16 protein-coding genes are annotated in these 26,457 nt (G+C 59.9%); 9 read left to right on the top strand and 7 right to left on the bottom strand.

The window, feature by feature from the left end:
- Positions 1-9: 9 nt before the first annotated feature.
- Genes wzc through WFO70_RS02035 form a run of 3 tightly spaced genes read right to left on the bottom strand, consistent with a single transcriptional unit; the run spans position 10 to position 3,760 of the window.
- Positions 10-2,172 (bottom strand): tyrosine-protein kinase Wzc, encoded by a 2,163-nt coding sequence (gene wzc, locus WFO70_RS02045; RefSeq protein WP_337014460.1) that lies wholly within the window; start codon positions 2,170-2,172, stop codon positions 10-12.
- A 2-nt stretch (positions 2,173-2,174) separates the two neighbouring features.
- On the bottom strand, positions 2,175-2,618 hold the full coding sequence (gene wzb, locus WFO70_RS02040; RefSeq protein WP_337014459.1) for a low molecular weight protein-tyrosine-phosphatase Wzb: 444 nt from the start codon (positions 2,616-2,618) through the stop codon (positions 2,175-2,177).
- A 5-nt stretch (positions 2,619-2,623) separates the two neighbouring features.
- Complete coding sequence (locus tag WFO70_RS02035) at positions 2,624-3,760, bottom strand: polysaccharide export protein (protein ID WP_337014458.1); 1,137 nt, start codon at positions 3,758-3,760, stop codon at positions 2,624-2,626.
- Between the two features lie 692 nt (positions 3,761-4,452).
- Between WFO70_RS02035 and WFO70_RS02030 the strand changes: the two genes are divergently transcribed.
- Complete coding sequence (locus WFO70_RS02030) at positions 4,453-6,036, top strand: TerC family protein (protein ID WP_337014457.1); 1,584 nt, start codon at positions 4,453-4,455, stop codon at positions 6,034-6,036.
- A gap of 38 nt (positions 6,037-6,074) precedes the next feature.
- Here the strand turns inward: WFO70_RS02030 and asmA are convergent, their stop codons facing one another.
- The 3 genes from asmA to udk form a co-directional block, all read right to left on the bottom strand.
- Positions 6,075-7,928 (bottom strand): outer membrane assembly protein AsmA, encoded by a 1,854-nt coding sequence (gene asmA, locus WFO70_RS02025; RefSeq protein ID WP_337014456.1) that lies wholly within the window; start codon positions 7,926-7,928, stop codon positions 6,075-6,077.
- A gap of 27 nt (positions 7,929-7,955) precedes the next feature.
- On the bottom strand, positions 7,956-8,537 hold the full coding sequence (dcd, locus tag WFO70_RS02020; RefSeq protein ID WP_106993508.1) for a dCTP deaminase: 582 nt from the start codon (positions 8,535-8,537) through the stop codon (positions 7,956-7,958).
- A 90-nt stretch (positions 8,538-8,627) separates the two neighbouring features.
- Positions 8,628-9,269 carry a uridine kinase gene (gene udk, locus WFO70_RS02015; RefSeq protein WP_032612454.1) on the bottom strand — a complete coding sequence of 214 codons (642 nt, stop codon included), beginning with the start codon at positions 9,267-9,269 and terminating at the stop codon, positions 8,628-8,630.
- Positions 9,270-9,613: 344 nt separating this feature from the next.
- Here udk and WFO70_RS02010 point away from each other — a divergent pair, with 344 nt between their 5' ends.
- Positions 9,614-12,943, top strand: a complete 3,330-nt coding sequence (locus tag WFO70_RS02010; RefSeq protein ID WP_337014455.1) for a diguanylate cyclase — start codon at positions 9,614-9,616, stop codon at positions 12,941-12,943.
- Here WFO70_RS02010 and alkA read toward each other — a convergent pair.
- Entirely contained in the window at positions 12,914-13,777 is an 864-nt protein-coding gene (gene alkA / locus WFO70_RS02005; protein ID WP_337014454.1) for a DNA-3-methyladenine glycosylase 2, read from the bottom strand. The two genes, WFO70_RS02010 and alkA, sit on opposite strands and share 30 nt — an antisense overlap.
- 133 nt (positions 13,778-13,910) lie before the next feature.
- Here alkA and yegD point away from each other — a divergent pair, with 133 nt between their 5' ends.
- The 7 genes from yegD to baeR all read left to right on the top strand — a co-directional run bounded on the left by yegD (position 13,911) and on the right by baeR (position 26,453).
- Positions 13,911-15,263 (top strand): molecular chaperone, encoded by a 1,353-nt coding sequence (gene yegD, locus WFO70_RS02000; protein ID WP_337014453.1) that lies wholly within the window; start codon positions 13,911-13,913, stop codon positions 15,261-15,263.
- 214 nt (positions 15,264-15,477) lie between these two features.
- On the top strand, positions 15,478-16,713 hold the full coding sequence (locus WFO70_RS01995; protein ID WP_337014452.1) for an MdtA/MuxA family multidrug efflux RND transporter periplasmic adaptor subunit: 1,236 nt from the start codon (positions 15,478-15,480) through the stop codon (positions 16,711-16,713).
- Positions 16,713-19,838 (top strand): MdtB/MuxB family multidrug efflux RND transporter permease subunit, encoded by a 3,126-nt coding sequence (locus WFO70_RS01990; protein ID WP_337014451.1) that lies wholly within the window; start codon positions 16,713-16,715, stop codon positions 19,836-19,838. The genes WFO70_RS01995 and WFO70_RS01990 overlap by 1 nt, the downstream gene beginning before the upstream one ends.
- Positions 19,839-22,916 (top strand): multidrug efflux RND transporter permease subunit MdtC, encoded by a 3,078-nt coding sequence (gene mdtC / locus WFO70_RS01985; protein WP_337014450.1) that lies wholly within the window; start codon positions 19,839-19,841, stop codon positions 22,914-22,916.
- Positions 22,916-24,331: an MFS transporter gene (locus WFO70_RS01980; protein WP_337014449.1), complete on the top strand. Its 1,416-nt coding sequence runs from the start codon at positions 22,916-22,918 to the stop codon at positions 24,329-24,331. Before mdtC ends, WFO70_RS01980 begins: the two co-directional genes overlap by 1 nt.
- Positions 24,328-25,731 (top strand): two-component system sensor histidine kinase BaeS, encoded by a 1,404-nt coding sequence (gene baeS / locus WFO70_RS01975; protein ID WP_337014448.1) that lies wholly within the window; start codon positions 24,328-24,330, stop codon positions 25,729-25,731. The genes WFO70_RS01980 and baeS overlap by 4 nt, the downstream gene beginning before the upstream one ends.
- Positions 25,728-26,453, top strand: a complete 726-nt coding sequence (gene baeR, locus WFO70_RS01970; protein ID WP_307761929.1) for a two-component system response regulator BaeR — start codon at positions 25,728-25,730, stop codon at positions 26,451-26,453. Before baeS ends, baeR begins: the two co-directional genes overlap by 4 nt.
- Positions 26,454-26,457 lie beyond the last annotated feature (4 nt).

Here is a 26,457-nt window from a genome sequence, read left to right as displayed (position 1 = left end):
AATGGCTCATTACTTGCTGTCCGACTTATATTCGTACTCGTAATACCCGTAATCCTGATACCCGGTGGCGCGGCGGAAGATAGAGTTGAGGATCACCCCTTTCACCGGAATGCCGTTCTGCTCAAAGCGGCCGAGGCTGGTCTCGACCTCTTTCAGGGTGTTGACCGCATAACGAGCCACCATCAGGGTGGTGCCCGCATGGCGACCCACGATTGCCGCATCGGTGACCGCGAGGATTGGCGGGGTATCGATGATCACCAGGTCATAATTCTCGCTGGCCCACTTCACCAGCTGGGTGAAGCGCTCGCTCATCAGCAGTTCCGACGGGTTCGGCGGTACCTGTCCGCGAGAGACGAGGTCAAAGTTAGGGATCGAGGTCGGTTTCGCGCTCTGGCTGATGTCGCCCTTACCAAGCAGGATCTCCGACAGACCGTTAACGTTGTTGGTGCCCAGTAGCTCGTGGGTGTAGCCCTTACGCATGTCGCAGTCGATCAGCAGCACGCGCTTGTTGGTCTGGCTGACCACGGCCGCGAGGTTGGCGCAGACGAAGGTTTTCCCGATCGACGGGCTGACCCCGGAGAGCATCAGCACGTTGTTGCTGGCCTGCATCATGGCGAAGTGCAGGCTGGTGCGCAGGCTACGAATGGCTTCGATGGCCAGATCCGTTGGGTTGCCCACCGCCAGTAGCTGGCTCTGTTTGTAGCGTTTAACCCCGTTCGTGGTTTTGACGCTGTCACGCGACTTCTGCCACTCGGAGAGCGGAATGCTGGCATAGACGTTGATGCCATGCTCTTCCAGCACCTGCGGGCTTTCGATCCCACGGTTAAACAGGGAGCGCAGCAGCACGCCAACGATGGAGAGCATCAGGCCGAGAATAATGCTGCCGAGAATAATCAGCGCCTTCTTCGGTTTCAGCACGCCGGGTTGGGTGATAGCCGGGTCGACAATACGCACGTCGCCAACGGTGCTCGCTTCGGTGATCTTCAGCTCCTGCTGTTTGTTCAGCAGCTGCATATAGACCTGCTGGCCGGACTCCACGTCGCGGGTCAGACGCAGGATCTCCTGCTGGGTTTTAGGCATCGCGGTAACGCGGCCATTGAGCTTCGCTTTTTCCTCTTCCAGGGTCTGGCGTTTTTCCAGCAGCGTGCGGTAGGCCGGGTGACGTTTGGTATAGAGCTTGGAAATCTCGGCTTCTTTAAAGGTCAGCTCGTTGAGCTGGGCGTCGATGTTGACCATCGAATCCAGCACCGACTTGGCTTCCAGCGGCAGGTCGACAGAGTCTTTATCCTGACGGAAGGCGTTGAGCTTGTTCTCGGCTTCATCCAGATGAGCGCGGACTTCCGGAAGCTGTTTGGCAAGGAAGTCGAGACTTTTTGACGCCTCTTCCGACTTGCGCTTCACGTTCTGCGCCTGATAGTTGCGGGTAATGCTGTTGAGAATGTCGCGGATCTTTTCCTTATCTTCCCCGGTAAAGGTCAGACTCAGCACCCCGGTATCTTTACCGGTTTCGGTGACCGTCAGGTTGCCCTGCAGGTTATTGATCATCCCCAGCATCGAGAATTTGCTGACGGTGAACTCGCTGCCGGCCTGGGCATGAATGTCACTCACCATCATGCTCACGCCGTCTTTGGTCAGCATCTCCCCCACCTTGCCGCTGGCGCTAAACCCGGCGTCGCTGGTGAGCTGGTAGCGATCTTTACCCAGCACCTCGAGGGTAAAGACCTGGCTGGCTCCCCCGGCAGGCAGGGTGAAGGTGGTCACTTTGACGGTGTCATTCTGACGGCCCATCAGGCGATCCCAGCCCGCGCCAAACACCGGGAAGGTGTTTTTGCTGACACCGATGTCGAGGTCGAGATCGTCCACGGTTTTACCCAGTACCAGACGGGACTGGATCAGCTCAATTTCCGCCTGCGAGGCGGGCGGCTTGTTCGCCAGGGCGGAACCAATGTCCTGCACCAGCGAACTGCCGCTGTTCTGCTCAATTTGCACCAGCGCATCGGCACTGTAGATCGGGGTAGCGAAGAAGGTGTAAATCACCGCCGCCACGGCAAACACCGCGGTGATGCCTATCACCCACCAGCGCGCCTCTACCACGGTGCCGATCAGGCGACCAAGATCAATCTCATCACTGCCCGCACTTGGGGAGGAAGAAGGTTTTACGTTTGCTGTCATTATTATCCCTGCTGAACGTTCAGTGCCTGTGCCCACTGGCGGGCAGACTGGTCGAGTAAGGTGTAAACCGCCTCAAACGCTTCATGGCTTTTGCGATATGGATCGGGGATCTCACGCTCATTGTCCCAGTGACCAAACAGCATCACCTTGCCGCGCATCTCCGGTGCGATATCGCACAAAGCGTGGATATGGCGTTTCTCCATGGCGAGGATCAGGTCATATTCCCGGCACAGGCTGGCTGACACCTGACGGGCGCAATGCCCGTCGAGGGACAGCTGATGCTCTGCCGCAACCTGACTTGCACGCTCATCGGCCCCTTTGCCGACCAGCGCCCCCAGCCCGGCTGACGCGACGGTCAGCTGTGGTTGGTACTGTTTTAAAAGCCGCTCCGCGGTAGGGGAACGGCAGATGTTCCCCACACAAACCACCAGAATCTTGTTAAACATCGTTATCACCAGTTGTGGTACTGATGTACCGTGTCGGTCATCGTATGGATATTGTTGATGGTCGGCATCAGCTGGTTCATCACACGGTTCCAGCGCGTTATCGGTGCGGTGGTGACGTAAACCACGTCATACGGCTGCAGGCGGAACCCGGTTGCCATCACCAGCGAGGTGGCATCAGACATATCCAGCTGGTAGACATTGGCAATCTTGCCCTTCGCACCGTTGCCTGTAATCGGACGGATCACGAAGATCCCGCTGGCGTCGGAGGTGCTCATATCCAGCCCTTCCGCATTGCCCAGCGCTTCGGTCAGGGTCATACCGCTCAAGTCCATCTTGAGGGTGCTCTGTTTTTTCACTTCGCCCATCACGAACACTTTCAGGTCGTCATTGCGCGGCACAAAGAGGATGTCGCTCGGATAGAGCAGACGGTTCTGGCTCAGATCGCCGTTCTGCATCAGCGCCTGCAGGGAGATACGCTCTTCTTTGCCTTTATGGGTCAGCGTCACGTTGCGCCAGTCGGCGCCATCGGTGAGCCCGCCCGCGGCGTTGATGGCGTCCAGCACCGTCAGCGGCACGTTGGTGATCGCCTGTTGGCCGGATTTATTCACCTGGCCGGAGACATAGACTTTCTGCGAACGGAATGCGGCGATATTAACGTCCACCTGCGGGTCAGCGATGTACTGCGCTAAACGGCCGGTAATATCACTACGGATCTGCGCGAGCGTTTTACCGACAACACGTATTTTGCCGACATAGGGATAAAACATGGTGCCATCCGCCTGAACCCAGTTGCCGGTATCGCTGGAGCTACGATACTGCCCCGCCGGGGTGGTCAGCTCCGGGTGATCCCAGACGGTGACGTTAATGACATCACCCGGCCCCACGCGGTACTGGTAGTTGGCAATCTCCTCGTCGAGGCTGTTGTTAGGTCGCGCCACGACCGGACGGGGGCGTAATTGTTCAACCAGTTGCGGGGTCATTGGATAAACATTCACCATGCGGTTAATATCAAAATCAGCATCCTGCTGTTTAATCACATCCTTACCCGCGGATGACATATTGCTGCCGGGAAAGACCGTACAACCACTCATCAAGGTCACAGACACCAATAATGGCATCAATTTCATTTTGGATTTCATCATTGATTTTTATCACTATGGAAGAGTAATTATCCTGTGCATTTAAATAAGCGCGAAGGCGTATTACTTTTAGCATGCAGTCAATAAAAGTGAAATATAACTGGCATCAGTCCTAAAAGAGGCTTATTTGCATTCAGACTATTGACAGAATAATCGAGGCTGATTAACACGCTTTCAGGCACGCTACCGCCCTTGGCTTTCAGTTACCAATCTACTGTTTAAACAGTAAGTTATGAGAAAACACCCTCTTTGATATGACATGACGGAAAATATAAAAGGCAGGAAAATTCCGAACCCGATATAAGTTTTTAACGTCATTAACCCGATACAGAAATAGCATCAAAAAGACAGCGCCATTTAATGCTGAAAGAATTGTTGCAGCTAACGGAATAGCAGGCAAGGAAACAACAGCAAAGGCGCGCCTTTTAAGATTAGTATTAACGCCGACATTTCCGCGCTTTTAGGAATAGCTTTATATTGACTTTATTAAAGAGAACACTCCGGCCTGCGATATTTCTTATATTGCGGGAATTCAGACTTATCACACTATTAGCCCACAGAGTGCAGGGCTTATTTCCAGCCGGATTCAGGAAAATCTGTACAGATAAATGCCCGGCTGGCATTGCATTTTTGTGGCGCAGTATCCATGATCGAAATGTGACAATTGTCATATAACGAAAGGTATTACTCACACTATGGAATGGATAGCAGATCCATCAATATGGGCCGGACTGGTCACCCTGGTGGTACTGGAACTTGTGCTCGGTATCGATAACCTGGTCTTTATCGCTATTCTCGCCGAAAAACTGCCCCCTGCTCAGCGCGACCGCGCCCGCATCACCGGCCTGTTAATGGCCATGGTGATGCGCCTGCTGCTGTTGGCCTCTATCTCCTGGCTGGTGACGCTCACCCGCCCGCTGTTTACCGTCCACGGTTTTGGCTTTAGCGCCCGCGATCTGATCATGCTGTTTGGTGGTTTTTTCCTGATCTTCAAAGCCACCGTCGAACTCAACGAAAGGCTGGAAGGCAAGGACAACGAGAACCCCACCCAGCGGCGCGGAGCCAAATTCTGGGCGGTGGTGGCGCAAATCGTGGTGCTGGACGCCGTTTTCTCGCTGGATTCGGTGATCACCGCCGTGGGGATGGTCGATCATCTGGCGGTGATGATGGCCGCGGTCATTATCGCCATTGCGCTGATGGTGATGGCCAGCAAGGCGCTCACCCGCTTTGTTAACGACCACCCGACGATTGTAATTTTATGCCTGAGCTTCCTGCTGATGATCGGCTTTAGCCTGGTGGCAGACGGTTTTGGCTTCCACATTCCGAAAGGCTATCTGTACGCCGCGATTGGCTTCTCGGTAATTATCGAGGCCCTGAACCAGCTGGCGATCTTCAACCGTCGCCGTTACCTCTCCGCCAATCAGACGCTGCGCCAGCGCACCGCGGACACGGTAATCCGTCTGTTGAGCGGAAAGAAAGAGGATGCCGAGCTGGATGCGCAGGCCGCCTCGCTGCTTGCTGACCACGACGACAGCCCGATCTTTGCTCCACAGGAGCGGCGGATGATTGAGCGGGTACTGCACCTGAACCAGCGTTCGGTCAGCAGTATCATGACCTCGCGTCACGACATTGAGCACATCGATCTGAACACGCCGGAGAGCACCATCCGGGCGCTGCTGGATAAAAACCAGCACACCCGCATCGTGGTCACCGGCGGCGAGCAGGAGGAGGAGCTGCTGGGCGTGGTGCATGTTATCGACCTGCTCAATCAGCAGCTGCGCGGCGAGCCGCTCAACCTGCGGGTGCTGATCCGACAGCCGCTTGTGTTCCCGGAAGTACTGCCGCTGCTGCAGGCTCTGGAGCAGTTCCGCAACGCGCGCACTCACTTTGCCTTCGTGGTGGATGAGTTTGGTTCCGTAGAGGGGATTGTGACGCTGAGCGACGTAATGGAAACCATCGCCGGAAATCTGCCGAACGAGATAGAGGAGATCGACGCCCGGCACGATATTCAGAAGAATGCCGACGGCAGCTGGACCGCCAACGGCCATATGCCGCTGGAAGATCTGGTCCAGTATGTGCCGCTGCCGCTGGACGATAAGCGGGAATATCACACCATCGCCGGTCTGTTGATGGAGTACCTGCAGCGGATCCCGCAGCCGGGTGAAGAGGTTCAGGTGGGTGACTATGCGCTGAAAACCCTGGAGGTGGAGAACCACCGGGTGCAGAAGGTGCAGCTTATTCCGCTGATGTCGCAGGATGATGTAGATTACGAGGTGTGATGCTGTTCCCCTCACCCTCCCGGGTGAGGGGAACAATGCTACTGAAGCTTATCCAGCAGCTTCTTCACATCTTTACCGTTCTGCGAATCTTTATTTTTCTCTGCCCAACCGCTCAGACGACGTTTCGCCTCGTCCTGAAGATGTTTACGCAGAAGCTGATCCACCTGCAGGCTATAGTTCAGCGCCTGCCAGTTGCCGTAGACGTTCAGCGGGATTGGCGTCGTTTTCAGGAAATCGATCAGCTTACCTTCACCCAGCCAGCCCTCGAGCACGCGGATTTTGAAGCGGGTATCCGCCGTCTCTTTAATGAGATCCAGGGTGCCATTCCCTTCGAGCGTCAGCACCGGTGAGTCGCCCTGCATGGCGTCCAGCGTTACCTGCCCCTCGTTGAGGGTCAGATCGGTGACAAAGCTGTCGAGACGGGTTGCATTATCAACGTTCTCTTTCACCTTCACATTGCTGCTACGCTCTACCGCCTGCTGCACCAGCTGCTGGAAGTTCAGTCCTTCCATGCGGGTATTCTGCATCTCCAGATGGGCCTGGCCCTGCCAGTGGTGCCGGAAGGCCTCGGCGTCGATCTTGCTGCCGGAGAAATCACCCGCCATGGTCAGGCGGCCGGTCAGCGAAATCGGGTAGTTAAAGGCCTTCAGGATGGTGCCGATCTCAATGTTATCCAGACGCGGCTGGAAAGCGGACCGGGCGACAGCTTTACGCACATCGAGCGTGCCAGGTAAAGAGATATGACCTTCCCCCATCTTACCGCTCAGCTCGGCAATGGTCAGAAGGCCGTTTTTGTTGGACATCTGGCTGCTGACCTGCGTGAAGTCCATCCCCCGCCAGCGGACGCTGTTGGCTTTCAGCAGAATCTCGGCGCTAAAGCCGCGCAGGCCGTTGTAGTCGGGCTGCTCCAGATTAGAAGAGATCACCGGGCGCTGCAGTTTGACCTGCGTTTGCCCCTGCTGTACCGCGTCGCCATCGGCGGCTGCGGCGACCTGCGCCGGGAGCAGATTTTCCAGGTTGAGCTTGTCGAACTGCAGGTTCATGTTCCACTGCGGTTCGTTGCTCAGGATCACGCTGGCCTGTCCGGTCAGGGCGCTGTCATTGGCCTGTAAATTGAGCTGGTTAAGTTCGAGCTGCTTCTGCTCTTCACGCCACAGCGCCTGCAGGGTGCCCTGCCCGCTGATGCCCTGCGCCGGCAGATCGACGCCGGTCAGCTGCCAGCTCAGTTGCTGGATATCGGCGCTAAGCAGATGCGGATAGTCAGAGGCATTCACATTTGCCGTAAGGGCGAGAGTCAGATCGCGCTGGTTACGGTTAACGCGACCGCTGAAGTCGATCTTGCCTTTGTGATGTTCATCCTGGGTCATCTGCAGGTTGATATTGCGCACCGTGACCTGCTCGGCCCCTTCATGCTGGAACACCAGCAGGCTGTCTGCCACTTTCAGGTGACCAATATCAAACGACCAGCCGGTATCGTCCGCTTTATCCGGGAGCGTGTTTTCACGCGGGGCCACCGGCGCATCGACGTTACGTACCGCTTCTGACTGCGGGGTGAGCTGGATCACCGCCCCTTTGAGCATCACCTGATTGACCTGCAGCTGATGCGAGAACAGCGGGATCAGTGCCACGTCGAGGCGCATATTGTCGGCGGCCACCAGCGGTACGGATGCCCCCGGTGCGGTCAGCGACATGCGCCCGGATAAGATGCTGAGCTGCGGCCAGACGTGCCAGCGCAGCGGCCCCTCCAGCTTCAGAGCGTAACCGCTGCGGGCCTCGACCTGTCGCACCATATAGGCGCGAAAGTCATTGGGATTGACCAGCAGAACCAACGCTGACAGGCCCGCAACCAGCACCACCAGCAAAATCATCAGCGTTGTCAGAACTCTTCTCATGGCTTCCTCAATGGACCGGATTTAAGCTCAGTCTTTATCAATACGACTGGCGACCGCACCCTGCTGGTCGCGATATTTTGCGTCCTGGCGGGCGTTATACGGACGGGCCGCCGGGCCGGTTAATGGCTCAAAACTCAACGCGCCGATCATCATGCCCGGGCGCAGCGCCAGCGGCAGTTTACCCGCGTTGAAAAACTCCAGCACGATCCGCCCGGACCAGCCTGGATCGATACGGTGCGCGGTGACGTGCACCATCAGCCCCAGACGCGCCAGCGAGGAGCGTCCGTCGAGCCAGCCCACCAGATCCGCCGGCAGGGTGATTGACTCAAAGGTGACCGCCAGCGCCAGTTCACCCGGATGCAGGTAAAAGGCGTCGCCGTCGGCCAGCACGATTTCATCGCTCATCACCCGATCGAGGGCGGCGCTGACTTCATCTTTCGGCCCGCTAAGGTCGATAAAGGGCGCGGTATGACCGCTGAAGGTACGAAACTTATTACCCAGACGCACATCGACAGTGACGCCGTTAATCCGCTCAACCGGCGGGCGCGGGGTGATGGTCAGACGGCCTTCATCCAGCCAGGCTTCAATATCTCGGTCACAAAGACGCATGCCACTTTCTCCTTTCGTGCATCGCGCCCTCAGGCCAGCAAGCCGGAGGGCGAACCCGATTCTCTTTGAACGTTACACAATTCGCGGGTGTTATTCAAAAAACTGGCTGATTTTCGCTTTCAGAATATCAATGGCAATGCGGTTTTTACCCCCGCGCGGCACGATGATATCGGCATACTGTTTGGAGGGCTCGATGAACTGCAGGAACATTGGGCGGACCGTTTTCTGGTACTGCGCCATGACCGAATCCATGGAGCGGCCGCGTTCGTTCACGTCGCGCTTGATGCGGCGCATCAGGCAGATATCCAGCGGGGTATCAACAAAAATGGAGAAATTCATCGACTCGCGCAGGCGAGCGTCGGTCAGGAGCAGGATCCCTTCGAGGATAATGACCTTTTTCGGTGCAATGCGAACGGTTTCCTGCAGACGGGTGTGTTCAACATAGCTATAAACCGGCAGCTCAATGGCGGTGCCGTTTTTCAGGGCCTGAAGGTGCTGGAATAACAGACTGTGATCCATCGCGCTGGGATGGTCATAATTGGTCTTAACACGCTCTTCCATCGACAGATGGCTTTGATCTTTGTAGTAGCTGTCTTCTGGAATGACACCGATGTGCTCATCACCGACCTGTTCACGTAATTCACGGTAAAGCGTACTGGCAATGAGACTTTTACCTGAAGCCGATGCGCCGGCGATGCCTATAATGACGCACTGATGAGACTTATCAGTCATAAATTTTGCGACCTGAGTAACCTGGATGTAAAGGAAGGACGACGCCTGAGCGTCAAACGCGGCAATTATAGGGATTTAACGGGCCTGATACCAGTCGAATAGAAATGTTATGCGAGACGCGTTCCAGGTCCGCGTGTATCGTCCCTGTTACAACTTTGCCCGCTTACTTTTTCAGCGCCAAAGATGAATTTTTTGCAGGATAAGTATTTAATAACTCTGTGGTGTCAAATTATGAGCGGATACCATATTAATTGTAAATTGTTTGTACTAGCATGATCCAAATTAGAAAATGAACTCGTCCGGAGTTGGCTCCTGGCGGCATGGCGTCTTCGGATAAAGCGGTAATGAATAAAAAATACCAGCGCGTTTTGGTAACTACGCCACATCCTTTACTACGGCTTGTCAGTCTTGGTCTGGTTACCTTCATCTTCACTCTGTTTTCGCTCGAACTAACGCGTTTCGGAACATTTCTGGCACCTTTATGGTTCCCGACCTCCATTATGATGGTGGCGTTTTACCGCCACGCCGGAAAGATGTGGCCTGGGATCGCCCTCGCCTGCACCCTCGGTAACATTCTGGCATCCAGTCTGATCTTCTCCCTGGAGTCGATCAACCTCTGGTACACCACCATCAATATTGTAGAGGCCTTTGTCGGGGCTCTGCTGCTGCGAAAACTGCTGCCCAGCTACAATCCGCTGCAAAATCTGGGTGACTGGATCCGTCTGGCGATCGGTAGCGCCGTGTTCCCTCCCCTGCTGGGCGGGATGCTGATGTATCTGCTGGTGCCGAACGACGAGCCGCTGCGCAGTTTCCTGGTCTGGGTGCTGTCGGAATCCATCGGTTCGCTGGCGCTGGTGCCGTTAGGCCTGCTGTTCAAACCACACTATCTTCTGCGTCATCGCAATCCCCGGTTGCTGCTTGAAACCCTGCTGACCATGGCGGTGACGCTGCTTCTTAGCTGGATCTCCCTGAAATTCCTGCCCTGGCCGTTTACGGCCATTATCGTTCTGTTGATGTGGAGCGCCGTGCGTCTGCCGCGCCTGGAGGCCTTTCTGGTCTTCCTCGTCACGGTGATGACGGTGTCGTTGATGATCGCCAAAAATCCCGCCCCGCTGGCGACGCAGAATGCCTACGCGATGATCAACGCCCCCTGGCTGCCGTTCCTGATGATGCTGCTGCCTGCTAACGTCATGACCATGGTGATGTACGCGTTTCGCGCCGAGCGTAAGCACATTACCGAGAGCGAAGAGCGTTTCCGTAACGCCATGGAGTACTCGGTTATCGGCATGGCGCTGGTGAGCACCGACGGTCAATGGCTGCAGGCCAACAAAGCGCTGTGTCAGTTCCTCGGCTACAGCCAGTCAGAGCTGCGCGCCCTTAACTTCCAGCAGTTAACCTGGCCGGAAGATCTGGAAAACGATCTGGCGCAGCTGGACCAGCTGTTAAAGGGCGAAATCAACAGCTACTCGCTGGAGAAACGCTACTACACTCGCAATGGCGAGGTGGTCTGGGCGCTGCTGGCGGTGTCGCTGGTGCGCCACGCCGACGGCACGCCGCTCTACTTTATTGCCCAGATTGAAGACATTAACGATCTCAAGCATACCGAATGGGTCAATAAGCGCCTGATGGAGCGTATTACCCTCGCCAACGAAGCGGGCGGCATCGGCATCTGGGAGTGGGACGTTAAACCTGACGTTATCAGCTGGGACAAGCGCATGTTCGAGCTGTACGAAGTGCCTGCCCACGTTAAGCCCACCTGGCAGCTGTGGCACGAGTGCATGCTGCCGGAAGATCGCGCCCAGGCGGAACAGGTGGTGCGGGACTCCCTGGCGGCCCGCGTCCCGTTCAAGCTGGAGTTCCGCATCCGGGTGAAAGACGGCATTCGCCACATCCGCGCTCTGGCGAACCGGGTGTTGAATAAACAGGGTGAAGTGGAACGCGTGCTCGGCATCAATATGGACATGACCGAGGTCAAGGAGTTGAATGAGGCGCTGTTCCAGGAAAAAGAGCGTCTGCACATTACCCTCGATTCCATCGGCGAAGCGGTGCTCTGTACCGATGTGAATATGAACGTCACCTTTATGAACCCGGTGGCGGAGAAGATGAGCGGCTGGCTACAGCAGGATGCACTGGGGCAGCCGATCCTCTCGGTACTGCACATCACCTTCGGGGATAACGGCCCGCTGATGGAGAACATTCACAGCGGGGATATGTCCCGGACCGACATCGAACAGGATGTGGTGCTACACAGCCGCAACGGCGGCAGCTACGACATTCACTACAGCATTACCCCGCTCAGCACCCTCGACGGGCAAAACATCGGCTCGGTGCTGGTCATCCAGGACGTCACCGAGTCGCGCAAAATGCTGCGCGAGCTGAGCTATAACGCCTCGCACGATGCCCTCACTCACCTGGCGAACCGCGTCAGCTTTGAGGCCTATCTCAAGCGGATGTTGCACACCGTGCAGGATACCCGTCAGCGGCATGCGCTGGTGTTTATCGACCTCGACCGCTTTAAGGCGGTCAACGACACCGCAGGCCACGCGGCGGGGGATGCCCTGCTGCGGGAACTGTCGTCGCTGATGCTCAGCATGCTGCGCTCCACCGATATGCTGGCGCGCCTCGGCGGGGATGAATTTGGCCTGCTGCTGCCGGATTGCAATACCGAAAGCGCGCGCTACATTGCCGGTCGCATCATTGACGCCATCAACGACTATCACTTTATGTGGGAAGGCCGCCTGCACCGGATTGGCGCCAGCGCCGGGATCACCCAGATTGACGAGCGCAACAATCAGGCCTCCGAGGTGATGTCGCAGGCCGATATCGCCTGCTACTCCTCGAAAAACAACGGTCGCGGCGTGGTGACGGTGTATGAACCGCAGCAGGAACGCTTGCACAGCGAGCCGGGCACTATCTCCCTCGACGAGCAGTGGCACATGATCAAAGACAACCATCTGTTGATGATCGCCCGCAGCGTCGCCTCACCGCGGATCCCGGAAAGCAGTACCTTCTGGATGCTGACCCTGCGCCTGTGGACCAATGACGGCGAGATGCTTGAAGAGCAGGCCTTCCGGGCCGGGCTGGCAGAGCCTGAACTGATTCACGCCCTCGACAGACGTATTCTGCAGGAGTTTTTCCGCAATTTCGCCACGCCGCTGACCAGCAAAGGCACCGGGGTCGCCCTGCCGCTGTCGATGGCCGGACTCGCCAGCGCCACGCTGGTGGATGAACTGCTGGAGATGCTGAGCACCAGTCCGCTACAGCCGCGGCTGCTGCATCTGGTGGTGCACGTCAGCGTGCTGACGCTGGAGGATGAGCACACCCACAACAACCTGTATAAGCTGCGCCAGGCCGGATGCCAGATTATCCTCAGCCACGTGGGCCGCGATATGGAGGTGTTCAACCACCTGAGCGCGCAGATGGCCGATTACCTGCTCCTCGATCCGGAGCTGGTGGTCAACGTCCACGGTAACCTGATGGATGAGATGCTGGTAACCATCATTCAGGGACATGCCCGCCGTCTGGGCATCAAAACCATTGCCGGGCCGAGCAATCAGCCGATCATGATGGACACCCTCTCCGGCATTGGCATCGACTACATCTTCGGCAACACCATCGGCGAGCCGCAGCCGCTGGAGCTCCTGCTAAATACCAGTTATTTCGCCATCAACTGACGGCGACCAGCCGTCGGTGTACCAGATATGCAGCAGGGCGTACGAGCGCCAGGGCTGCCAGCGTTCGGCATAGCGACGTATCTGCGCCGGGGTCATCCCGGCAAAGCGCTGCTTGATCAGATAATCATCCGCCAGAAAGACATCTTTGGCCTGCCAGCCGCGCAGGGCGAAGTAGTTCGCCGTCCAGCGGCCGATACCCGGCCGGGTCTGCAGGGCTTTTATCGCGCTGTCGATATCCTCCGGGGCCTGCGACGGAAAGTCCCCCGCCACCACCGACTGCGCGAGATGAATCAGCGATTCAGCGCGCTTAAGCGGCATACCCAGCGCCTTCAGGGCCAGCGGATCGGCCCCCGCCACCGCGGCAGGCTCCGGGAAACAGCGATAGCCCGGCGCGTCAGTCAGAGGTTCGCCGCAGAGCGCCACCAGCTTCGCCGTCAGCCTGGCGGCCATCGCCACGCTGACCAGCTGCCCGAGGATCGCCCGCACGCCCTGCTCCCAGGTATCAACCGATCCCGGCAGGCGCAGGCCAGGCCGTGCGGCCCCGAGGCTACCCAGCGCAACGGCGATCTGCTGCGGATCGCAGTGCAGATCGAGCAGGCGGGTGATGCGCGCCAGGCAGAGATCGGCAATCGGTAAAAGTCCGTCGCTGAGCACCACCTCCAGCGTCCCCCCGGGTTGCGGCGTCACGTGGATTAGCCCCCGGTGGCCCTGCCAGGCAAAGCTACGGGTGTAGTCGGTGGGGGTGACGATTTCAATCCCGGCGACCGCACGGTCGCCAAGAAATTTCAACATCCATTGCCAGTCATAGGGCGGCTGCCAGGTCAGGGTAAACATCGTCGCTCCTTTTGTTGTCCTGTCACAGCATAAACGCAGATGACGGGTTGCGCCTTGCTTTCATATTCCTGTTGTCGCCAGCCTGACATTTCGCTAAAGTCTCGCCCCTTCTCAATGGCATGGGGACGCTGACGTGTTTATCGGATTTGACTATGGCACCGCCAACTGCTCAGTAGCGGTAATGCAAAACGGGCAGCCGCAGCTGCTAAAAATGGAAAACAACAGCACGCTGCTGCCGTCGATGCTCTGCGCACCGACCCGCGAGGCGGTGAGCGAGTGGCTGTACCGCCATCACCAGGTTCCGGCCACCGGCCCGGAAACCCAGGCGCTGCTGCGCCGCGCGGTCAACTTTAACCGCGACGAAGATATCGACGTGAACCCGGGCAGCGTACAGTTTGGTCTGTCGTCGCTGGGTCACTACATTGAGGATCCGGAGGAGGTGTACTTCGTTAAGTCCCCCAAATCCTTCCTCGGTGCCAGCGGTCTGAAGCCGCAGCAGGTGGCGCTGTTTGAAGATCTGGTCTGCGCCATGATGCTGCACATTCGCCAGCAGGCGCAGTCCCAGCTGACGGAGGAGATCACCCAGGCGGTGATTGGTCGTCCGATCAACTTCCAGGGGCTGGGGGGCGATGAGGCCAACCAGCAGGCCCAGGGGATCCTCGAGCGTGCCGCCCAGCGCGCGGGCTTCCGCGACGTGGTGTTCCAGTATGAGCCGGTTGCCGCCGGTCTGGACTTCGAAGCGACCCTGAGCAGTGAAAAACGGGTGCTGGTGGTGGATATCGGCGGCGGGACCACCGACTGCTCGCTGCTGCTGATGGGCCCGGCATGGCACCAGCGCCGGGATCGTGAAACCAGCCTGCTGGGACACAGCGGCTGCCGTATCGGCGGTAACGACCTCGACATCGCTCTGGCCTTCAGGAGCCTGATGCCGCTGCTCGGCTTGGGTGGCCTGACCGAAAAAGGCACCGCCCTGCCGATCCTGCCGTGGTGGAACGCGGTGGCGATCAACGACGTACCGGCGCAAAGCGATTTCTACAGCGTCGCCAACGGGCGTTTCCTGAACGACCTGGTGCGCGACGCCCAGGACGGTGACAAAGTGGCGCTGCTGCATAAAGTGTGGCGTCAGCGCCTGAGCTACCGGATGGTGCGCAGCGCCGAAGAGAGCAAAATTGCGCTCTCCGAGGCCGCAGAGCACGCCGTGACGCTGCCGTTTATCAGCGATGAGCTGACGACCGCTATTAGCCAGCAGGGGCTGGAAGCGGCGCTTGCACAGCCGTTACAGCGCATTCTGGAACAGGTGCAGCTGGCGCTGGATAACGGCAACGAGAAGCCGGACGTGATCTATTTGACCGGCGGTAGCGCCCGCTCGCCGCTGATCAAAAAAGCGCTGGCGCAGCAGCTGCCGGGAATTCCGATTGCCGGGGGCGATGATTTCGGCTCCGTCACCGCCGGGCTGGCCCGCTGGGCGCAGGTGGTCTTTAGCTAGGGCGGAATTGCCGGGCGGCGCTGCGCTTGCCCGGCCTACAACGGCAAAACCCTCCAACCCCAGGCCGGGTAAGGCGCAGCCGTAACCCGGCATCCAGACCGCGCCCATTCAGACAATTCCCGACAGTCTTCCATATTTCCTCCATTTTTCTGCTTCATTACCTCACTAAACTAGTATTATTTTCCGCACAGTTTCAGGATGAGTACGTATAACGATGAAAGGCCGCAATAAATCCCGCTGGGTAATCGCCGCTGGCATCATTGTGGTGGCCCTTGCCGCCGCGTGGTACTGGCATCAACACGCTTCGGCCCCTGCCGGTACGTCCAGCCAGGCGCAGCGCCCGGCGGGCGGTGGTGGTCGCCACGGCATGCGCAGCGGCCCGCTGGCCCCGGTGCAGGCCGCCACGGCGGTGAGTAAATCCGTGCCGCGCTATCTCTCCGGGCTCGGCACCATAACCGCCGCCAACACCGTCACCGTGCGCAGCCGCGTCGACGGGCAGCTGATCGCCCTGCACTTCCAGGAAGGGCAACAGGTAAAAGCCGGCGATCTGCTGGCGGAAATCGATCCCAGCCAGTTCAAAGTGGCGCTGGCCCAGGCACAAGGACAGCTGGCGAAAGACACCGCCACCCTCGCCAATGCCCGCCGCGATCTGGCCCGTTATCAGCAACTGGTGAAAACCAACCTCGTCTCCCGCCAGGAGCTTGACGCCCAGCAGGCGCTGGTCAGCGAAAGCCTCGGCACCATCAAAGCGGATCAGGCCGCGGTGGCCAGCGCGCAGCTCCAGCTCGACTGGAGCCGTATCACCGCCCCAATCGACGGGCGTGTCGGCTTAAAGCAGGTGGATATCGGCAACCAAATCTCCAGCGGCGATACCACCGGCATTGTGGTACTGACCCAGACCCACCCTATCGATCTGGTCTTCACCCTGCCGGAGAGCGATATCGCCACCGTGATCCAGGCCCAGAAAGCCGGGCAGAGCTTAACGGTGGAAGCCTGGGATCGGGCCAACAAGCAGAAGCTGAGCGACGGCACCCTGCTGAGCCTCGACAACCAGATCGATACCACCACCGGCACCATCAAGCTGAAAGCGCGCTTCAACAATCAGGACGACGCCCTGTTCCCGAACCAGTTTGTTAACGCCCGGATGCTGGTGGCTACCGAAGAGAACGCGGTAGTGATCCCAACCGCGGCCCTGCAGATGGGTAACGAAGGCAACTTCGTCTGGGTGCTGAACAGCGACAACAAAGTCAGCAAACACCTGGTGAAACCGGGCATTCAGGACAGCCAGAGCGTGGTCATTGCCGCCGGGCTGTCGGCAGGCGACCGGGTGGTCACCGACGGCATCGACCGTCTGACCGAAGGGGCCAAAGTAGAGGTGGTGGAAGCCCACGCCGACACCCCTGCCCAGCCGGCAAAACGCGAGCATAAAAAACAGGGAGAGAACGCCTGATGCAGGTGATGCCCCCGAGCGCTACAGGCGGGCCGTCACGTCTGTTTATCCTCCGCCCTGTCGCCACCACCCTGTTGATGGTGGCGATCCTGCTGGCGGGGATCATTGGCTACCGCTTCCTGCCGGTCTCCGCCCTGCCGGAAGTGGATTACCCGACCATTCAGGTGGTGACGCTCTATCCAGGCGCCAGCCCGGATGTGGTCACCTCCGCCATCACCGCCCCGCTGGAGCGCCAGTTTGGCCAGATGTCAGGCCTGAAGCAGATGTCTTCCCAGAGTTCCGGCGGCGCGTCGGTCGTCACGCTGCAGTTCCAGCTCAGCCTGTCGCTGGACGTTGCCGAGCAGGAGGTGCAGGCCGCGATCAATGCCGCCACCAACCTGCTGCCGTCCGACCTGCCTAACCCGCCGGTCTACAGCAAGGTTAACCCGGCGGATCCGCCGCTCATGACCCTCGCCGTCACCTCCTCCGCCATGCCGATGACCCAGGTCGAAGACATGGTAGAAACCCGGGTGGCGCAGAAGATCTCCCAGGTCTCCGGCGTCGGGCTGGTGACCCTCTCCGGCGGCCAGCGCCCGGCAGTGCGCGTCAAGCTCAACGCCCAGGCGATTGCCGCCCTCGGGCTGACCAGCGAAACCATCCGCACCGCCATCACTAACGCCAACGTCAACTCGGCGAAAGGCTCGCTCGATGGCCCGACCCGGGCGGTGACGCTCTCCGCCAACGACCAGATGCAGTCCGCCGACGAGTATCGTCAGCTGATCGTTGCTTATCAGAACGGGGCGGCGATCCGCCTGGGGGATGTGGCGACCGTCGAACAAGGGGCGGAAAACAGCTGGCTCGGGGCGTGGGCCAACAAGCAGCAGGCGATCGTGATGAACGTCCAGCGCCAGCCGGGGGCGAATATCATTGATACCGCCGACAGCATTCGCACCATGCTGCCCACGCTGATTGACAGCCTGCCGAAGTCGGTGAGCGTTAAGGTGCTGTCGGATCGCACCACCAACATTCGCGCCTCGGTCAGCGACACCCAGTTTGAGCTGATGCTGGCGATTGCGCTGGTGGTGATGATCATCTACCTGTTCCTGCGCAACGTTCCGGCGACCATTATTCCCGCCGTGGCGGTACCGCTGTCGCTGGTGGGGACCTTCGCGGTGATGGTGTTCCTCGATTTTTCGATCAACAACCTGACGCTGATGGCCCTGACCATCGCCACCGGCTTCGTGGTGGATGATGCCATCGTGGTGATTGAGAACATCTCCCGCTACATCGAAAAGGGCGAAAAGCCGCTGGCCGCAGCCCTTAAAGGGGCCGGTGAGATTGGCTTTACCATTATCTCCCTCACCTTCTCGCTGATTGCGGTGCTGATCCCGCTGCTGTTTATGGGCGATATCGTCGGACGCCTGTTCCGCGAGTTTGCCGTGACCCTGGCGGTGGCGATCCTCATCTCGGCGGTGGTCTCCCTGACCCTGACCCCGATGATGTGCGCCCGCATGCTCAGCCATGAATCCCTGCGCAAGCAGAACCGCTTCTCCCGCGCCTCGGAGCGCATGTTCGAGCGCATTATTGCCGCCTATGGCCGCCTGCTGGCGAAAGTGCTGAACCACCCCTGGGCGACCCTTGGCGTGGCGCTGGGCACCCTGGCCCTGAGCATGCTGCTGTGGGTGATGATCCCGAAAGGCTTCTTCCCGATCCAGGATAACGGCATTATTCAGGGCACCCTACAGGCCCCGCAGTCAGTCTCCTTCGCCAGCATGGCCCAGCGCCAGCAGGCGGTCTCGGAAGTGATTATGCAGGACCCGGCGGTGGAGAGCCTGACGTCCTTTGTCGGCGTCGATGGCACCAACCCGTCGCTCAACAGCGCCCGCCTGCAGATCAACCTCAAGCCGCTGGACGATCGCGACGACCGGGTTAACACCGTCATCACGCGGTTGCAGAACGCGGTGGCGAAGGTGCCGGGCGTGGAGCTGTACCTGCAGCCGACGCAGGATCTGACCATCGACACCACGGTGAGCCGCACCCAGTATCAGTTCACCCTGCAGGCCACCAGCCTCGACGCCCTCAGCACCTGGGTACCGCAGCTGGTGGATGAGCTCCAGCAGCTGCCCCAGCTCTCCGACGTCAGCAGCGACTGGCAGGACAAAGGGCTGGCGGCTTATATCAACGTCGATCGCGACAGCGCCAGCCGTCTGGGGATCTCCATGGCGGACGTGGATAACGCCCTGTACAACGCCTTCGGCCAGCGCCTGATCTCCACCATCTACACCCAGGCCAACCAGTACCGGGTGGTGCTGGAGCACGACACCCGGCAGACGCCCGGGCTGGCAGCGCTGGATTCGGTGCGCCTGACCAGCAGCAGCGGCGGTATTGTGCCGCTGAGCGCCATTGCCAAAGTGGAGGAGCGCTATACCCCGCTGGCGGTGAACCATCTGGATCAGTTCCCGTCCACAACCATCTCGTTTAACGTCCCGGATGAATACTCGCTGGGCGAAGCGGTGCAGGCGATCACCGATGCGGAGAAAAACCTCAGCTTCCCGACCGATATCCAGACCAAATTCCAGGGCAGCACCCTCGCCTTCCAGGCGGCGCTCGGGAGCACCATCTGGTTGATTATCGCCGCGGTGGTGGCGATGTACATCGTGCTGGGGGTGCTGTACGAGAGCTTTATCCACCCGATCACCATCCTCTCGACCCTGCCGACGGCGGGCGTGGGGGCCCTGCTGGCGCTGATGCTGGCGGGCAGCGAGCTGGACGTGATTGCAATCATCGGCATCATTCTGCTCATCGGCATCGTCAAGAAGAACGCCATCATGATGATCGACTTTGCCCTCGCCGCCGAGCGCGAGCAGGGCATGGCACCGCGGGAGGCGATCTATCAGGCCTGCCTGCTGCGTTTCCGTCCGATTCTGATGACCACCCTCGCCGCGCTGCTCGGTGCCCTGCCACTGATGCTCAGCACCGGGGTCGGGGCCGAGCTGCGTCGTCCGTTAGGCATCGGTATGGTCGGCGGTCTGCTGGTGAGCCAGGTGTTAACCCTGTTCACCACCCCGGTGATCTATCTGCTGTTTGACCGACTGGCGCTGTGGGGCAAAAGCCGCTTCCCGAAACGTGAAGAAGAGGAGGCGTAAGTGAAGTTCTTTGCCCTCTTCATTTACCGCCCGGTGGCGACGATTTTGATTTCGCTGGCCATTACCCTCTGCGGCGTGCTCGGCTTCCGGCTGCTGCCGGTGGCCCCGCTGCCGCAGGTGGATTTCCCGGTGATCATGGTCAGCGCCTCGCTGCCCGGGGCTTCGCCGGAGACCATGGCCTCGTCGGTGGCGACGCCGCTGGAGCGCTCGCTGGGGCGCATCGCCGGGGTCAACGAGATGACCTCCAGCAGCTCGCTCGGCAGCACCCGCATCATTCTGGAATTTAACTTTAACCGCGACATCAACGGCGCGGCGCGCGACGTGCAGGCGGCGATCAACGCCGCGCAGAGCCTGCTCCCGAGCGGGATGCCGAGCCGGCCGACCTACCGCAAAGCTAACCCGTCCGATGCGCCGATCATGATCCTGACGCTTACCTCGGACACTTACTCCCAGGGGCAGCTGTACGACTTCGCCTCCACCCAGCTGGCGCAGACCATCGCCCAGATCGACGGCGTGGGCGATGTGGACGTCGGCGGCAGCTCCCTGCCCGCGGTGCGCGTGGGGCTCAACCCCCAGGCGCTGTTTAATCAGGGGGTCTCGCTGGATGACGTGCGCAGCGCCATCAGCAACGCCAACGTGCGTAAACCGCAAGGTTCCGTGGAGGACGGCAGCCGCCGCTGGCAGATCCAGACCAACGACGAGCTGAAAACCGCGGCGGAATATCAGCCCTTAATCATCCACTACAACAACGGCGCGGCGGTGCGCTTAAGCGATGTGGCGAGCGTCACCGACTCGGTGCAGGACGTGCGTAACGCCGGGATGACCAACGCCAAACCGGCCATTTTGCTGATGATCCGCAAGCTGCCGGAAGCCAACATTATTGAGACGGTGAACAGCATCCGCGCCCGTCTGCCGGAGCTGCAGGAGACCATTCCGGCGGCCATCGATCTGCAGATCGCCCAGGATCGCTCCCCGACCATTCGCGCCTCGCTGGAGGAGGTGGAGCAGTCGCTGATTATCTCGGTGGCGCTGGTGATCCTGGTGGTGTTCCTGTTCCTGCGCTCCGGGCGCGCGACGCTGATCCCGGCGGTGGCGGTCCCGGTATCGCTGATCGGCACCTTCGCCGCCATGTACCTGTGCGGCTTTAGCCTGAACAACCTGTCGCTGATGGCCCTGACCATCGCCACCGGCTTTGTGGTGGATGACGCCATCGTGGTGCTGGAGAACATCTCCCGCCACCTCGAAGCGGGGATGAAGCCGCTGCAGGCGGCGTTGCAGGGCTCGCGGGAGGTGGGCTTTACCGTGCTCTCCATGAGCCTGTCGCTGGTGGCGGTGTTCCTGCCGCTGCTGCTGATGGACGGCCTGCCGGGGCGTCTGCTGCGGGAGTTCGCCGTCACCCTGTCGGTGGCGATCGGCATTTCGCTGTTAGTCTCCTTAACCCTGACGCCGATGATGTGCGGCTGGATGCTCAAGCGCAGCCCGCCCCAGTCGCAGCCGCGCAAGAGAGGTTTTGGCCGGTTGCTGATGGCATTGCAGGCAAGCTACGGCAAATCCCTGAAATGGGTGCTGAACCACACCCGGATCGTCGGTCTGGTGCTGATCGGCACCATCGCGCTTAACGTCTGGATGTACATCACCATCCCGAAAACCTTCTTCCCGGAGCAGGACACCGGGGTGCTGATGGGCGGGATCCAGGCCGACCAGAGCATCTCCTTCCAGGCGATGCGCGGCAAGCTGCAGGACTTTATGAAGATCATCCGCGAAGATAAAGCCGTGGATAACGTCACCGGCTTTACCGGCGGCTCGCGGGTCAACAGCGGGATGATGTTTATCACCCTCAAGCCGCGCGACGAGCGTAACGAAACCGCCCAACAGGTGATCGACCGCCTGCGGGGCAAGCTCGCCAAAGAGCCGGGGGCAAACATGTTCCTGGTGGCGGTGCAGGATATCCGCGTCGGCGGGCGTCAGTCGAACGCCAGCTACCAGTACACGCTGCTGTCGGACGATCTGGCGGCACTCAGGGAGTGGGAGCCGAAGATCCGCAAGGCGCTGGCGGCCCTGCCGGAGCTGGCGGACGTTAACTCCGACCAGCAGGACAATGGGGCGGAGATGGCCCTGACCTACGACCGCGAAACCATGTCCCGGCTGGGCATTGATGTGAACGCCGCCAACAGCCTGCTGAACAACGCCTTCGGCCAGCGGCAGATTTCGACCATCTATCAGCCAATGAACCAGTACAAGGTGGTGATGGAGGTCGATCCGCGCTATACCCAGGACATCAGCGCCCTGGATAAGATGTTCGTGATTAATAACGACGGCAAGGCGATCCCGCTGTCGTACTTCGCCCGCTGGCAGCCGTCGAACGCGCCGCTGTCGGTCAATCACCAGGGGCTGTCGGCGGCCTCGACGGTGTCTTTTAACCTGCCCACCGGCAAATCCCTGTCGGAAGCCAGCGATGCCATTAACCGCGCCATGACCCAGCTCGGCGTGCCGTCAACGGTGCGCGGCAGCTTCGCCGGGACCGCTCAGGTATTCCAGGAGACCATGAACTCGCAGGTGATCCTGATCCTGGCGGCAATCGCCACGGTCTATATCGTGCTTGGGGTGCTCTACGAGAGCTATGTCCATCCGCTGACTATTCTCTCCACCCTGCCCTCGGCGGGCGTGGGGGCGTTGCTGGCGCTGGAGCTGTTTGGCGCGCCCTTCAGCCTGATTGCGCTAATTGGCATTATGCTGTTAATCGGGATCGTGAAGAAAAACGCCATCATGATGGTGGACTTTGCCCTGGAAGCGCAGCGCAACGGCAACATGACCCCGCAGGAGGCGATCTTCCAGGCCTGCCTGCTGCGTTTTCGCCCGATCATGATGACAACCCTGGCGGCGCTGTTCGGTGCCCTGCCGCTGGTAATTTCCAGCGGTGATGGCGCGGAGCTGCGCCAGCCGCTGGGGATCACCATTGTCGGCGGGCTGGTGATGAGCCAGCTGCTGACGCTCTACACCACCCCGGTGGTCTATCTGTTCTTTGACCGCTTACGGGTGCGTTTTTCACGTAAACAGAAAGAGACGGTAAACGGCTAATGACGGATCTCCCCGCTAACGTTCGCTGGCAGTTGTGGATTGTCGCCTTCGGCTTCTTTATGCAGGCCCTGGATACGACCATCGTCAATACCGCCCTCCCCTCAATGGCGCAAAGCCTGGGGGAGAGCCCGCTGCATATGCATATGGTGATCGTCGCCTACGTGCTGACGGTGGCGGTGATGCTGCCCGCCAGCGGCTGGCTGGCGGATAAGGTCGGGGTGCGTAATATCTTCTTTACCGCCATCGTGCTGTTTACCGCCGGGTCGCTGTTCTGCGCCCGGGCGGAGACCCTCAACGAGCTGGTAATGTCCCGGGTGTTGCAGGGCGTCGGCGGGGCGATGATGGTGCCGGTCGGCAGGCTGACGGTGATGAAGATCGTCCCGCGCGAGCAGTACATGGCGGCGATGACCTTCGTCACCCTGCCCGGCCAGGTGGGGCCGCTGCTCGGCCCGGCCCTCGGCGGGATGCTGGTGGAGTATGCCTCCTGGCACTGGATCTTCCTGATCAACCTGCCGGTGGGCATTATCGGCGCCATTGCCACCCTCTCGCTGATGCCGAACTACAAGATGCAGACCCGGCGCTTCGATCTGGGGGGCTTCGTCCTGCTGGCGGCGGGCATGGCAACCCTTACGCTAGCCCTCGACGGTCAGAAAGGGCTGGGGATCTCCACCCTGTCGCTGGTGGGGCTGATCGCCATCGGCGTGATGTCTGTTCTCTGGTATCTGTGGCATGCGCGGGATAACGATCGCGCGCTGTTCAGCCTGAGCCTGTTTCGCAATACCACCTACCGGCTGGGGCTGCTTGGGAGCTTTGTCGGGCGCATCGGCAGCGGAATGCTGCCGTTTATGACCCCGGTCTTCTTGCAGATTGGCCTTGGCTTTTCGCCGTTCCACGCCGGGCTGATGATGATCCCGATGGTGCTCGGCAGCATGGGGATGAAGCGCATTGTGGTCCAGGTGGTGAATGCGCTGGGCTATCGCCGGGTGCTGGTGGCCGCCACCCTCGGGCTGGCGCTGGTGAGCCTGCTGTTTATGGCCGTGGCGCTGCTCGGCTGGTACTACGTCCTGCCGCTGGTGCTGTTCTGCCAGGGGATGATCAACTCCATCCGCTTCTCCTCCATGAACACCCTGACCCTGAAGGATCTGCCCGATGAGCTGGCGAGCAGCGGCAACAGCCTGCTGTCGATGATCATGCAGCTGTCGATGAGCGTCGGCGTCACCATCGCCGGGCTGCTGCTGGGCATGTACGGCCAGCACCACCTGACCGCCGACAGCCCCGTCGTTCATCAGGTGTTCCTCTACACCTACCTGAGCATGGCGGTGATTATCGCCCTGCCGGCCTTTGTTTTCGCCCGGGTCCCAAATGATACCAGCAAGAATGTCGTCATCAGGCGGCGCAAAAGGAGTGAACCATGAAGTTCTGGCGGCCCGGCATTACCGGCAAGCTGTTTCTGGCTATTTTTGCCACCTGCATCGTGCTGCTGATCACCATGCACTGGGCGGTGCGGGTCAGCTTTGAGCGCGGCTTTATCGACTACATCAAGCACGGTAACGAGCAGCGGTTACAGGGCTTAAGCGATGCGCTGGCCGAGCAGTATGCCCTGCACGGCAACTGGCGCTTTTTACGCAACAATGACCGCTTTATCTTCCAGATCCTGCGCTCGCTGGAGCACGACACCGACGACGATCGTCCCGGCCCCGGTATGCCGCCTCACGGCTGGCGCACCCAGTTCTGGGTGATCGACCAGGAGATGCGGGTGCTGGTTGGCCCTCGCGCCCCGGTGCCGCCGGACGGCACAAAGCGGGCCATCACGGTGAACGGGGCGGCGGTCGGCTGGGTGATTGCCTCTCCGGTGGAACGGCTGACGCGCAATACCGACATTAACTTTGACCGACAGCAGCGTCAGACCAGCTGGCTGATTGTCGCCCTTTCCACCCTGCTGGCGGCGCTGGCGACCTTCCCGCTGGCGCGCGGCCTGCTGGCTCCGGTTAAACGGCTGGTGGACGGCACCCACCAGCTGGCGGCGGGCAATTTCTCGACCCGGGTGGATACCCGTAGCCAGGACGAACTGGGCAAGCTGGCGCAGGACTTTAACCAGCTGGCCAGCACGCTCGAGAAGAACCAGCAGATGCGCCGGGACTTTATGGCCGATATCTCCCACGAGCTGCGCACCCCGCTGGCGGTGCTGCGCGGCGAGCTGGAGGCGATTCAGGACGGCGTGCGCAAGTTCACCCCGGAATCCGTCACCTCCCTGCAGGCGGAAGTCGGCACGCTCACCAAGCTGGTGGACGATCTGCATCAGCTGTCGATGTCCGACGAGGGGGCGCTGGCCTACCAGAAAGCGCCCGTCGACGTGATTAACATTCTGGAAATGGCTAGCGGCGTCTTCCGGGAACGCTTCGCCAGCCGCGACCTGCGCATTGAGCTGTCGCTGCCGGAGCACGCGGTGGTGTTTGGCGATCGCGACCGGCTGATGCAGCTCTTTAACAACCTGCTGGAAAACTGCCTGCGCTATACCGACGCGGGCGGCGCGCTGCGTATTTCCGGCAAATGTGAAGATCACCGCTTCGCGCTAACCTTTGCCGACACCGCCCCCGGCGTCTCTGATGAGCAGCTGAGCAAGCTGTTTGAGCGTTTTTATCGCACCGAAGGCTCCCGCAACCGGGCCAGCGGCGGATCCGGGCTGGGGCTTGCGATCTGCGTTAACATCGTCGAGGCCCACGGCGGGACCCTCCGTGCCGCCCATTCGCCTTTTGGCGGGGTTAGCATTACAGTAGAGCTACCGCTGGAACGCGATTTATCGAGAGAAATATGACTGAGTTACCCATTGACGAAAATACCCCCCGCATCCTGATCGTAGAGGATGAGCCTAAGCTTGGGCAGTTACTCATCGACTATCTGCGGGCGGCAAGTTATGCCCCGTCGCTTATCAGCCACGGGGATCAGGTCCTGCCCTACGTGCGCCAGACGCCGCCGGATCTGATCCTGCTCGATCTGATGCTGCCCGGCACCGACGGCCTGACCCTATGCCGCGAGATCCGCCGCTTCTCCGAAGTGCCGATTGTGATGGTGACCGCCAAAATCGAAGAGATCGACCGCCTGCTGGGGCTGGAGATTGGCGCCGATGACTACATCTGCAAACCCTACAGCCCGCGTGAAGTGGTGGCCCGGGTGAAAACCATTCTGCGCCGCTGCAAACCGCAGCGCGAGCTGCAGGCGCTGGATGCTGAAAGTCCGTTAATCATCGATGAAAGTCGTTTTCAGGCCAGCTGGCGCAGCAAGCTGCTGGATTTGACCCCCGCCGAGTTCCGCCTGCTGAAAACCCTGTCGCACGAGCCGGGCAAGGTCTTCTCCCGCGAGCAGCTGCTGAACCATCTGTATGATGACTACCGGGTGGTGACCGACCGGACTATCGACAGCCATATCAAAAACCTGCGGCGCAAACTGGAGTCCCTCGACGCGGATCAGTCGTTTATTCGTGCGGTGTATGGTGTTGGGTATCGCTGGGAAGCGGATGCGTGCCGGATCGGCGCGTGACAGG

The sequence above is a fragment of the Leclercia sp. AS011 genome (assembly GCF_037152535.1).
Lineage (GTDB): Bacteria > Pseudomonadota > Gammaproteobacteria > Enterobacterales > Enterobacteriaceae > Enterobacter.
Note: the sequence above shows the minus strand (reverse complement) of the source record. Positions and strands in the feature narration are given on the sequence as shown.